At 36.3% G+C, this 14,315-nt stretch carries 4 protein-coding genes and 1 pseudogene; 1 reads left to right on the top strand and 4 read right to left on the bottom strand.

Annotated features, from left to right (window positions below):
• Positions 1 to 154: 154 nt before the first annotated feature.
• From M2306_RS04995 to M2306_RS05010, 4 genes are read right to left on the bottom strand one after another with little or no spacing between them, the layout of a single operon-like run.
• Entirely contained in the window at positions 155 to 745 is a 591-nt protein-coding gene (locus M2306_RS04995; RefSeq protein ID WP_259190822.1) for a hypothetical protein, read from the bottom strand.
• Positions 732 to 11,141: an RHS repeat-associated core domain-containing protein gene (locus M2306_RS05000; protein ID WP_498882779.1), complete on the bottom strand. Its 10,410-nt coding sequence runs from the start codon at positions 11,139 to 11,141 to the stop codon at positions 732 to 734. Before M2306_RS05000 ends, M2306_RS04995 begins: the two co-directional genes overlap by 14 nt.
• A gap of 19 nt (positions 11,142 to 11,160) precedes the next feature.
• Positions 11,161 to 11,463: a hypothetical protein gene (locus M2306_RS05005; RefSeq protein WP_498882780.1), complete on the bottom strand. Its 303-nt coding sequence runs from the start codon at positions 11,461 to 11,463 to the stop codon at positions 11,161 to 11,163.
• A 7-nt stretch (positions 11,464 to 11,470) separates the two neighbouring features.
• Positions 11,471 to 13,243, bottom strand: a complete 1,773-nt coding sequence (locus tag M2306_RS05010) for a DUF8202 domain-containing protein (protein WP_259190819.1) — start codon at positions 13,241 to 13,243, stop codon at positions 11,471 to 11,473.
• A 460-nt stretch (positions 13,244 to 13,703) separates the two neighbouring features.
• On the opposite strand from M2306_RS05010, the pseudogene M2306_RS05015 reads away from it, so the two are divergent.
• A pseudogene (locus tag M2306_RS05015) lies at positions 13,704 to 13,805 on the top strand (IS1595 family transposase); the annotation flags it as partial.
• Between the last annotated feature and the right edge of the window lie 510 nt (positions 13,806 to 14,315).

The following is a 14,315-nucleotide window of genomic DNA, read 5'->3' on the forward strand; positions in this document are numbered from 1 at the left end:
TGAAACACTTCTACCATTGTCGTTGGTTAAAGTCGAAGCCTTTTTTAATAGTGTAATGGTGGTAGGGTGTTTCTTTTTATCCACTAAACAATACCCCCTAAAATAACAAAACCCCAACGATCCGTTTTGGAAGGTTGGGGTGAGTTTTTATTTGTTACTTTAATATAGTTAGTATCTCTCTTTCAATTAACAATAAATCTCTTTTTCTATTCTTTATTAAATAACTGAAAGTATTTTGAGGAACTCCATTATAATAGTAATCTAAATACTTTAAATAAACTCCATCTTCATTCTGTACATCATCTATTCCTAAAAGTAAATCAATTCTTTCCAACAAATCATCATTTTTTATATATGAATTCATTTTACTTAATATTATTTTACTTTTCTCTAAAAAAATTAAACCTTCACTGTTCAATTGCCCTTCGGTAAAGAATTCATTTCTTTGATTAATACTACTAATAGAGTCCACATAAGTCAAATAATCATAATACTGTTTAAATTCACTATTTATTTGGCTACCAATATTATATTTTTCATTATTTTCTTTTAAAACTGACAAATCCTTAATAATTAACTGTTCTAACAATAAACAATCTTTATCTACATTTTTTCCTAATTCGTAAAACATAGCATCTAATTGAATATCAAATGAATTATAACTGTCCTTTTTAGTGTAGTCACAGGAAAAATTCATAAAACAAAAAATTAAACTACCATATATTATTAATCTACTTTTTATCATCTTCTTCAACTTTTTGATTCTTTAATTTATATCCTTTCATACTAACGCCCATTGGATTTTTTGTTTTCACCCAAATAGTATCATTAGTTTCTCTCACAGCTTTATCTTTATCATTTGTAAAATCACTAATAGCACTACTAAAATATTGAATTAACCCTAAAATGCTATTTTTTTTAGTAACCGCTCCACCTGCTCCTTTACCTCCAAAATCATCAGCATTAACAACTTTAGGAATTCCTTTAATACTTCCTCTCTTACGACCATTATCATCACTTCCGCCTCCATACATATGATATCCTCCTAAATTTCCACTTAAATCTTTATCATTTCCATCTCCAATCCTAAAATCGTGATGACATGATACACAATTTTCACTTCCCGAATCAATTGGTTGATGTGTTCCATCAGCATTATAAATTGTTTTATCTCCAATTATTGCGTCTCCATAGTACCATCCATCAGGTGTATTCGTTCCATCATAACTTTCACTAAATTTTGCTTCACCTGATTTTTCATTAATAATCCATCCATCAGCTGCCATACCCGTTGGGTCAATCAAATTAATCGGGTTATTGTGTACATAATGGTATGGTATCCATGCAGGAAACTCTTCCGCCAACGGATCCACACTCAAAAATATACTCGTACCTGGATCGTAATATCGCGCTCCGTAATAGTAATACCCTGTTTGCGTATCTAATTCCTTACCATTGAATTTATACACATTCTCCAAGAGGTTGTTGGTGCTTTGTTCCACCATCACTTCTCCAAACGGTAAATACTCCACGTACTGTACAGGTGTTCCTAAAACATCGGTAATATACGACGTACTGCCCAAATGGTCGCTATGATACCACCAAACAGGACCGTGTTGTTCCAATGGATTGGCTTCAATTGGTCTACTTTCCTGACGATCATCCTGCCATTCTTCTTCTTCGCCTTCTCCTATCTCTTCCGCTGGGAACTCAGGTTCGGGTTCGGGTTGCGGATCGGGATCTCGTGGAAGTGGCGGAACAACTAATGTACAAAAATTAATTATATAAGTCACACCATCTTCATGCAAAGTCACACCTGGTAAATAAGCACAGTCTTCGCATTTAGTACAACGTAAACACATGTAATACCTAAGAAGCTCATAATAGCTTTGTGGTTTATCATCTATTTCTTCATAATAATGGATATAATCCAACAAGAGATTATAACACTCCAATTGCAATCGTCGACGTCTTGCTTCTTCTTCGTCTTTAACTAGTCCTAAATCAATTGGTTTCTTGGTAATTGGATCATACGGAATTCCTGTAAGCGGATCGTAAATATACCCCGTTTCTGGATCGATAATCAACCCATCGTCGGTATATTTCACACAGCCCGTAGCATTGATTTTTTCTAAAGCCAAGCAGTAATCCACACCAACAGCTACCCGTTCATAACGCAAACAGGGTTGGTTCGGATTGGACGAAGGCTCTACACAACGCGTTTCATAGCGTGTAAATTCTTCTATAATAGCTAATAATTGTCTTCTACAATACTCCTTCTCAGGTGTATTATATAGGCTATTTAGTAAGAAGTCAATCTGATTTCTACAGATGGTCTCTGACATTTGACTGCCATTTCCATTAACATCTCTCAATCCATTTGTTCTCGATGAGCCACTTGTTGGGCCACTTACACTGCGAATGCTTGTCCTTTTTCCTCGATTTGTTGACGATAACGATAAATCAGGACGATTCGGACCGGTCGTTGAAAACTCTTCTTCATTGAAATCTTCGCGTTCAAAATATAAAATATCATCAGAATTTCCAATACGAGAGGCTATGCGTTTGGCATTGGCATAATAATGTTTGGTATACATTCTGTCGGTATATACCAAATTACCACTTGGATACAAGACCTCATCTGTGCCATACATCCCATCTTGCATGTGTTCTCCATTGATATTCAGATTATTTCCTCCACTCAAACGCTTAATCACGCGTTCTCCTTTTCCATCATACAAATACGTACTGGTTATTCCGGTATTTTCTTTAATTTTTATGATGTTATTATTACCATCCCAATCTATTATACGTTTTTGATATTCTAGTGCATCAGGAATATTCCCAGAAGATTCAATCTCATTGATATTCCCATTCGCCATGTACTTAAATTTTTGATAAAACCCGATTCCATCCGCATGGCTTCCTTCAATAGCCGTTAATTGAGGTACACTAGCATCACCATATTGATAATTTCTAGTTAAAGCATTTTCTGTATTTCTCGTTTGTTGGCTATTTCGATCATACACGCGATGGCTTTGCTTTTTCACAGCAATAGAATGATCCTTGTTATACTTCATCTCTAAATTATAACTATGCACTTCAAACTTTCCATCCCATTGTCCATAAGCATCAGCCAAACGATTGAAGGCATCATATTTATAGTTCTTCTTATACCTTCCTCCTATATTGAGTCGTTCCTCTTGACTATATTCATTATACACATCTGAAATATTGTTATTTCTATCATACCTATATACATTTCTAGAAAATATACCCAAGTGATTATTTCCTTGCCTTGTTCCAAATTGTGCTGCACGTAGGCGTTCCAAGCTATCAAATTCTTGAACCATTTCTACCTTATTTCCATACTGAATAAAATACGGTTGATCAAAATAAGTATACTTCACGTTAGTTAAATACTCAAAATTATCTTGATTCACCATAGAGATCAATTGTCCTACGCTGTTGTATCTGTAAAACACTTTTTCTCTATCTGGATAAATGATTTGCAGGATTCTACCCCATGAATCGTACTTGTATTTGGTTTTAAAGTAACGCTGCGTTCCATTTTTATCTCGAATCATCTTCAGATCCTCAACTACTTCTCCTAGCTTACCATATTTAAATGCATGTGTCCCTGTATTATCATCCATTAAAGCTAAGCGTCCTCCTTGTTCATATCTAAACTTTGTAGATATCTCATGTCCACTTACCCTTATTAAGCGATTAAAGTCATATTCATAATTAATAATTAAATCATTCCCATCTATTTTCTCAACAACTTGCCCTAATTCATCATATTTATATGAAGTTCTTCCAGCAGCTGAGGTCTCCTTTTGCTTCACTCTCCCCAGTAAATCGTATTCATATCTAGTAAAATGATTAGCTGCATTGGCTACTTCCTTCACTTGTCCCAAATTGTCATACGCAAAGATTGTACTCAATGTTTGCCCATTACCCAATTGGTTTTGAATTACCGTTTGCCCAAATTTATCAAAATAACTAACCGTTGTATTTCCTTCTGGCAACACAACCTTATGCGTCATCCATTGATTTTCGAAACTATACGTATTTTCTGTCAGGGAATTAGAGCTGTTAACCAACTGTTTCAATACACGGTCTTGATCATCATAGGTTGTTGTAATTTTACGTCTATCTTCATCCGTTGTTGGATAATACGTAGTTAAAATCGTTTCAAACACCTCTTGTGGACTCAGGTTATTGAATCCCATAGCATCCAAATCCAATGGACTACAATACAGCTCTTCTTCCGAAAGATAATTCGTCACCACACGCCCAAACTCATCATATACATTTTTACCAGACACCGCAAGTCGCAGGGCTACATTACCACTCTCGCAACCTTCGTATTCTGTATCATTTTCCAACTGCTTTTTCACCTGAATCACACGTCCTAGTCCATCGGTAAACATACTGGTATGCAAAATGAACCCATCGCCCAGATTGTGTTGAGTCATAGACTTTCTATTACTCAAATATTTGTTTCGGATCGTCCATTCCTCTTCATAAGGTCCTTTCACTTCTAATAGACGATTGAATGCATCGTATTTATACTGAATTTGTTCTCCGTATGTATCAACAGATATTACAGGTGCTCCAAAAGCATTAGGATAAATTCGCGTTATATTACCAAACGAATCTACTATTCTCGTAGGTACAAGATTAAAATAATCTCCGGTGTATGCTTGAGGATTCATTCTTATATGATCATCATATTTATAATAATATTCAAACGCATACCCTCCTGGCAAAATTTTAGCGGTTATATTTCCAACAGCATTGTATTTAAAACTAACCGTTACCGCTTCTGTATTTGACAAATGCTTACTCACACTCGAATACTTGGTTCCATTTGACACAAGTGTTGCTTTGGTCAAGCGCAACTGTTGATTGGTTGCGGTCAGACTCACTTTATGGCTAATCGGCATGGTTTTACGTCCCAAATTATACGTGATATCTACCGTTAGTCCGCGGTCTACATCCTGATACTTCTTGACATTCCCCTTCTTATCATACAACAGGAATTTTTGTTGCATTTGATTCACTAATGCATTCGTTCCCGTTTCCTCTTGATAAATCCATTGCTTGGTTTGCATATTGGTCACCAAAGGCAATACGGATAATTTCTCCGTAAATACATTTACCTCCGTATTCGAAGTTGTTACTGTATTAATATCTCCTGTTATACGACGACTATCATAGTATTTATAGTCATAAGTCGTTTCGGTTAAGAGCCTTCTTCTCTTATCTAAGGTATAGGTCTTTTTCGGTAATCCCTTTTTATAAATGTATTGTTTAAGATCCGAACTTGTTCCTGGCATATACAATTCATTATCGCGCATACCATCCTGTACATATTCCGTTATATCGGTACGGAAAGGAACCCCATTAGCATGTAAAAGATGTGATTTTGTTTTTCCAAACCCGAAAAAGTTACGCTCTTTACGATCCTTATACCCATTGTAATACTCATACGCGTACTGGGTAGTATTTTTACCATCTCCTTCAAAACCGTCATAAACCGATACTTTGGTCAAAGCCCATTTCTTATACGGCATTTTGTACGTTGTTCCGATGGTTGTTCCGTCAATTGGATTTTTCACATCATAATCCAAACTAATAGTAGCTCCCGTAGCTTGGGTTACTTTCTTCAATAAATTCGTGCGTTTAATACGCGATTTATATACGGTTACACTTTCATTTCTAGAGGAAGTAACATAATCCATAAATCCATCCCCATCAAAATCCATATAACGTCCTTGTTCACTCGAAACATTTCGTCCTGCAGCAGCTCCAAAAGAAAAACAAAACTTCGGTCCCGTAAAAATAATAGGAATTGGAAAATAAATACAAATTGTTATATTTCCATTCAACCCTCCTTCAACTGATTTCTGTGCTTGATTTCCTGGTACAGGATATCCTGAAGATTCAAAACCAATACCTCTATTGATGTAATACTTCCCATCATCAATTTTTTCAGGTAATCCATCCCCATTTAAGTCCATATAAAACACTTGATCTCGAGATGTACTTTCTGAGAAACTCATACCTAGAGAAATATCCATATTAGATATTGCTGAGAAACCGCCGCCGCCGCCGCCATTTTTAGTTTCTGTAATATTTTTTTGAAAAGGAATACTACCCCAAGTAGTACTTCTTCTAAATACGCCTCCATAGTTTAATAATACACTGCCATCATCTTGCACAATATCTACCAATCCATCTCCATTGATATCTACATAAAAGCGTTTCGTGGTATTGGTGGTGCTAAAGCGACTACGGCTGGCCGAGGCGCTTCCTTGATTTCCGACTACTAAATTCAATTTACCATCATTCGCTGCTCCTGAAGTAGCACCGCTGCGAACACCAGCATATGACCCTCCCAATAAAGATCCGGTTCCTCTAATGGAAGTAGAGATTGTGAAATTAGCCTCAACAATACGATTAGAAAGTCCTCCTCGTTTCGCTGTTAGTTGAACGCGTTCACCAATAATATCAGGAAAACCATCGCCATTGACATCCATAAACTCATTCAACAATTCACTCGATCCATCAACTTTGGTATCGCCAATGGAAAGCATACCAAACCCTAACGATCTGTTTTTACTCTTATTCTTTACAGCAGAATATTTATTAATTCCCGCAGCTCCATAATTACCTACTGGCACTGTTGGTGGGCGTAAATCTGGAATTTCATCCGTTAAGAATCGCGTATAGGGGCTAACTCCTGAACGAGAAACATACAAATGCTCATGGCTTTCCCAGCGTTCTTTTTGCTTGTTTGGCAAGAGCATAGCAAAGGATTCTGTCATATTACCAGCCATCCCTCGGATATCCTCTATATTCATTTCCACTTGATCTAAAGTCGTGTTGGGATTCCCTAAAATATCTTCTGCTGTTGCTCCTGTACTCGTGGTACTCGAAGAATTAAAAGGGTGTATATTTTTACCCACAATAGCTTCATACGGTTGCCCAACATCCGCTCCTTTGTAAGCAAATTGCCCCCAATTTCGGAACATCGGCCCCCAAGCAGTATTTTGTTCTGAAGTGTAAACGTTGGCTTTTACCTTACCTGTACTGTCTACCCCTTTCATATAAGTATAAGGGGCAGGACTGCCTCCTGTTACCTTAATTAACGGAGTTGCTGTACTGTTTTGATACGCATCCAACAATTCTCCTATTTTATATTCTGTGGTATAATATTCAAAAAAGAATCTTTCACCAATACTCGTAGTTAAATTAATATTATTACTATCATCTAAATTTTGGTAAACATAATTTTCATTTAAACGTTGCTTTTGTACAATATTACCCGCTGCATTAAATTTATAACGAAATTTAGTATACCCTGAAGGAGCACCTGAACTAGAGTTCACCAAAGGAACAATTTGTCCATTAGAATAACGGGCTACTAAATACACATAACGATCTCGGCAAACGGCCTCTGTGCAAGCAGGTAAAGAAAAATTATTTTTTATTGTTACACGAACATTAGGTCCCGAAGCAATGAATTGTAAAGGTGTATAACTTGTATGTACCTTGCTGTAATTGCCATAATAAGGCGTTAAGTAAACATCCGTATTCTCGCGGTTTAGAGAGACTAATTTGGGTTTGAATTTTCGATCTAGTTGCCCCCAATTAATTTCAGAATCACTCAACACTTCTACCTTAACATAAAGAAAACTGCTCGGTACACTGGTAATCGAACTCATGTCTAAGTCTAGATTAGGTGAATTAAAGCTCGTATACTCACGTATATTACTTGTTTTCTCATAAATCACTACATTATTTCCTACTACAGGTAGGTTTCCTCCGCCATCGGTTCCTTTTTTGAAAAAAGAAACGCGAATAGTCACTCGATCCTCATCGTAATTGCTAAAATTAGGCCACTCCAAGCGGTACTTTCCTTTAGTATTGAAAGTATGTTCTAAGTTAGTTCCTACTAAAACCCCCTCATCATAAGATGATTCATGACGAGAAGCCGCTTGAATTGGATCAGGATTTTCGCCTGTATATTCAACACGAGGATTCCACTTCACTCCCAATTCTTCAAAAGGAGTTTGATTGGTATGTGCTCTAAAAAACAACAAATCTCCTTTGACTACGGTCAAGGTATGATTGTGACTCTCACGCGTAGATAGCATTAAATTAGGCCCTAAAACATAAGTTGCATTGCCCATATTGGTTTCATGCATACGCTCGATTGAAAACTTCACTCCATTCTCTAAATCCACATGTTGTTTGGTAATGGTTCCTGATACCCTTACTTGTCCTGGTTTTGGCGCACGCCAAACCATAACGATATCCATCGGGCCATTAGTCATATCTACCTGAGGTATTGGATTCAATATAGGCGCTACATCCTCTTCTTTTAGAATAATTACAGGCGTAATCGAACTATCTAAACTATACGAAGGTGCTTTGGTTCTCGGATCAATATACCCAAAATACACGCGTTCATTATCCACAACATCCAAGAGTCCATCGGCATTCACATCCGTCATATAGGTCGTTGTTTTAGATGCGCTTTTTGCGTCCGATTCTGTATAATTTCCAACCATGATATTCGCACTAAACCCCATATCACTGTTCGTATTTCTAGAGTAACTTAGGTTAGGAAGATCTTTAATCGGGAAAACTTCTGACGAAAACTTATCACCTAAATTCTTACGGTAGAAAAACTTACTCCCATCCTTGAATACTTTATCTGGTAATCCATCGCCATCAATATCCGCCATCATTACCTTCGTTTCGGAATTCGAAGATCCTCCTCCGAAATTTGCTCCAAAGGTAGCAGCCCAACTAAATGGAATCCAAGAACTAGGGAAAACTGGGGTAACAATACCAATAGATCCACCACCACTAAAGTTCGTCGATTTTCCTTCTGTTCCACCCAATGCCGAAATATAAATTTTAAAATCATCATAATCCGTCGCATAATCCTTAAACGTATTATAGGTTTTTCCACTTGTTTCAAATAAAGAACCACTTCCTATATCATCGTGATAATCAAAAGTATATTCTTCGATTACAGGCTGTGTCGTATTAAAATTATGATCATAATTATTATTGCTATTCTTATTGATTATCTTATATAGCAAGCTTCGTCCAAATTGACCTGCTTTATACTTAAACTCATATTCATTAGACATATGACCAAAGGATACAAATTCATTCTCTGGTGTATAATAATACCAAGATTTACCTGTTAAACTAATCACTATTTTATCGATCAAATCCACACTTTTGGATTCCTCTCCTGAGCGATTGTTTACTTTCACATCACGACGAGGGCCTGATGGGGAATCAATCGTCGTTTTTCGATGAATTTCAATTTCAAATTGGCTAAAATCAGAAAACGTAGTTGTATTCGATTCCTGTATATTATACATAATTTTACTCAATTGATAATCACCACTGGCATTTCTTCCATACTCATATCGCATTGCATTTTTGTAAGCATCACTTACCCTGGACAGATACCACTTTCCTTTTGCATACGTTTTATATTCATAAATCCATCCCGTAGCATAATCAGTCACTTCCCAGGTATAGTTATTAGCAGATCCCAAGCGTTTGATGACCTGATTGGGGTTGTGCTGTGCTTTTTGAAAAGTAGCATCTGCTACACGGTTAATCAAACGATCTTTATGAGGTGCATATAAGATATTATCACTTTGTACCAAAAGCAATTCCTCCCCATTGTAGAGGTAAGACTCCGTTTCCTTTCCATTGTCATACAACGGAACTCCCCACCGAGTATCTACGGATATCGTGGGCACAGATAAACTCCATCCCAATCCAAAATCCCCTTCATCTGCACTACTGTTGTAATTCACCGAGATATCAGGAGTCATCCCGTGGATTCCCTTAGGTAATATCAATGGAAATTGCAACGCTGCATCTCCTTTATCATTAATTTGAGGCACACTAACCATCGGAATACTCTCCGTTGGATTCACAGCTTGTATTCCGCTAATAGTCGTTGGGGCAAAAGCATCTCCATCAGGACTCTCTGGTTCTTCAATCACGCCTGCTAAATAATCTGTGAAGTGATTGGTCAATGCCACAACTTGTTGTGTTTCTTCTAATACATCAATTACCTTTACTTTGGTCCACTGCTTACTATCCGTATCAAAGTAAAATACCTGAATATCTTTGGCACTATATCCACGAGGAATTGCCGTTACATCATACGGTATTTTTACTGTAACATCTTTGTCAAACTGAATCCCATCTGGTAAAAAACGATAAGCTCCATTGTTTGCTGTTACATTGACCAATGCCATACCCGTTGGAGCATAATCACTTGCACGAAGTTCTTGCATGGACAATACGAAATCTTTCTTAAAGCTACCTTGAGGAAATTCAAGAGCCACTTGACCGAAACCAAAAACAGAAGCTTCTTCAATTTTTTGTACCTCAAAGTGATGACGATCATACGCTTTAGTTACCGCTTTCGTTTGAGCGAATGCTTTACTTGTCTCTACTGGTATAACTTGGGTATAAACCACTTGTCCTTTTTCCTTGAGTTCTACAACCAAGGGCTCTGCTACTGCTTGTTCTGCTTGGGCGACATACTCAAATGTATGATGAGTGATCGGAATCTGCTGTCCTGAAATAAATAGTTCCATTTGTTGATGTGGCGGAACTACTCCCGACACATACACTTTGCCTGTTAAACTATCACGCACCACATCATTAACCTGAATCTTATCTCCTTGTGGTTGATTTACGCGTTTTTCAAGCTGTAAATTGCGAACCAAATAGTATTTAGTCTGTGAATCTGCAGTAAATAAAATAGTATTGAGGCCTTGTTTTAAATTAGCAGGTGATACAAATTCCTCTACGCGGGTCCACTGATTGTTTTGACTAGTCAGGTATCCACCCACACTCGTTGTGGTGTTAATACTCTTCGCCACTTCAATCGCACTAGAAGCGCCAAACAATTCATACGAGAGCACATAAGTAGCTGCAGGATCAACCGCATCAGCGAGTTGTATTTTAAATAAGTTATCACTTGGATCATCATACAGTAGGTGTTCATTGTGACCAATCACCCCATACGGTATATCTGCCGCATATAGTGTAGAAGATCCCTCCATTCTTGGAGCCATTCTAGCCTCCGTTGCAGTTCTAGTAACTGAAACTTGAGGTGTAGGTGTTTCTTCTTTCTTCTTTTACTTCTTCTTTTCCTTCTTCAACCGTAAACAAATCCTCAGGATTCAGGGTATACACGCCCTCTTGTTCATCCAGTACTTCGTTGTCGTATTTCTCTTCTTCCGTTAACACAGGAGAAGTTCCATAAAAATACGCGCGTTCAGCAATAGGAATTGGTTTTGCATAAGCTGTAAAAACCTCAAATACAAAGCTTTGTAGTAAGCTTATCAAAATAAAAGTAGAAATCTCTCTTTGATATCGTTTAAAAAATTGCATCATAGTAAGGTTATTTAACAATTAAGGTTTGAAAAGATGTTTTGTTGTTGATGATAGAAACTAGCAAATACGTTGTTCTACCCGCTAAGCGATAGGTGTATGTTCCTCCTTCAATGAGGCCTAGTTTTTTGCGTTGAATGAATTTCCCTTCTAGGGTATAGATATAAAAATCAACCTGTTTAGCGGATTCAAAATCATAGTGTACCGTGAATTCCTCTCCTGCTACCACCGGATTAGGAGTGACCAACCACTGCTCCTCTATACCATCAGCTGTTTTAATTTGCTTGTCAACCGTAAATCCAAAACGCTGTGATTTACCTCGTACATCCGTTACCTCCAACGAGAAACTACCTGGGTAGTTTACCCGTAGAACTGGAGCTGTAGAAATAAGCTTATCCTCTAAATACCAACGGTATCCGTATTGTTTGTTTTTACTCTTAATTTGAGGTTTAATTTCGATCAAATCACGTCCTTGTAATGCCCAAGTAGAAGCTAGGCTCAGCTGATCTGCCTCAGAGAAATCCAAAACAACAGATGCAATATCCGCTTGTTGCCCTTGGGTATCTTGCACGCTCAAAGCATACGTAGCGCTAGGTAACCCTACTAAAGGAAAGGATGTACTTTCACTGATAAAAGCATGGATTTGTTTGGTTTGTACATCCGTTACCTGAATGTAAAAAGGAGGCTCCCCTACTTCATTCATTCCCAACTTATAACTGCGATTGATTCCTAAACTATCTTGTTCAATATCAATAGCAAATGGTTTTACTCTGCCAATAGACAAATAGGTACTAGACTGTGGATGTACTGTGATAGCTGCAAAGCGCAACTTTACAGTATCTGTAACATCATGGGCAATCTCGCCCCCTTGTGAAGTATATAAAAAATAAGTATTCTCTTTCTCTGGTTGAACGGCAACCTCCAGATCAAAGGTCAGGGCGTGTTCTCCTTTATTTTGAACCAACCACTGGCGCTTAAAGCGATTGTTCTGAGCGTCAAACGTTTTTTCCTTGCCATTATCGCCAATCAACACATAGGTTTGGTCTTCTAACTTGGTGGTGGCATCCGTTTTTTTGAATACAACAGCCGGCTCTACATTACTCTTGGTAGCGGTTTGATTCAAACCAAAATACTGATCCTTTGCTAAACCAATGATGTGGTTATTGAAAGAAGAATCCTGCTTTTCATCCCAAACCTTGACTGCTTTACTACTCCAATACTTGGATTTATCACCCAATGTAATTCCATACTTCAACGCCAAATAAGTATCAATTTGATTGCGCTTTAAAGACTCAGAGCAGTCGTTACAAATCAAAACCTCGTACAAGGCAGTTGTCGTCTTATCATACGTATTATCTAAATACATAATTCCCTTAGACTTTCCCTTTTTAAAATTTTTATTGTAAAAATTAAAATTGACAACAGCCCCTTGATTCAAGTAGGACAAATCAACCTTTACTTCCGAATTGGTTTTGATTACATCAGTATAAAACGTATGCAACTCATCCGAATCATAGAGTGAGAATAATTTCTCTCCCCCTTTTGTCGTCTTTACTACATAAAAAACATAGCTAAAGGTCGAAGAAGTAAATTTCTTATTGAGCACTGGAAATTCACCACTAAATGCAATAGGCGCATGATAATTAAATCCAGTATGGCTATTAGGCGTATCTACACCTTTCACCCAAAACAATTGATGACTGTCTTTAAACGTTTTTTGTCCGAAACAACTTAGTGTGCCTGAACATAAAATAACAAGGGAATAGAGTAAGGTTTTGTACATATGCTAAGATTTAAATGCAACGATTGAAAGCAAAGAACAGAACAATAAGATTTACTGTAAAGTGCTCTAGGTAGTGCTAGGCTGAAATTCAATGCTTCATTGCCATTAAAAATTAATTATTCAAACAATAATTTGATTTAACATTAAGAAAATATCAAAAAATCAAATTCAAAAACTTTTATAAAACAGTATTATATATGATAATTTAAAATACAAAAATTATATTTTATACTTAATCGCAATCAATCTAGAAATAATCAACAAGTATAGTAATTTTTTTATTAACTTAAAATTAACCTAACAATAATTATATATATTTTATAAAATAGAAAAAACACTAACTATAAGAACAATATTTAAGTTAATAAATAGTAATAAAATTAAAATAAAGAATAAACAACAATATTAAACACATAAAATATTATCAGAAAATATATGCAGTCTAAAACATAAAAAAGTCATGCTAAACCTTTTTACTTTTTCAGCTGAATTTATAAGTGAAGAGGCTTTTAAAGAACAACGCGACAAATTAGGGATTACTTATCAAAGATATGGACATGATTAAGTTTACAATATTTATCATACTGTTTGAAATAAATCAAATTGATCTGGAAACAAAACATCTAATTCTTCTTCTGTCTGTACAATACTCTTTTATCTGTTAAAAAAAATGTAGTTGATTTTCCTTTGAATTACTTTGAAAAAAGTGTTACACAAAAATACAAAAATTGGGGATAAACCCCTATGAATGCTAGGATCTTATTTATTGTATCGCGAGGTATAAAATTTTACTCGATGAAACGATTAAAAAAAGCAAAATACACTCCTATCTATCATCAGATAAACAATTATCTCTTTTGCTTGTGTAAAACTTATCATCATTCAAAAATACCAAGAAATAGGAAGGGATTATAAAAAAAAGTAGTTAGAGGTCATATTAGGCATCAAATATGCTTATTTATAGCACTAAAATTTGGACATCCTTAGGTCAATCGCTCTTCTAATAGGCCTTTCCAACTAATAAAACCTTTGTTGTCATTTGAATAATCATGGACAATTCTTGAAAAATTAA

Origin of the sequence: Myroides gitamensis, from assembly GCF_029894455.1 — a bacterium.
Taxonomy (GTDB): domain Bacteria; phylum Bacteroidota; class Bacteroidia; order Flavobacteriales; family Flavobacteriaceae; genus Flavobacterium; species Flavobacterium odoratum.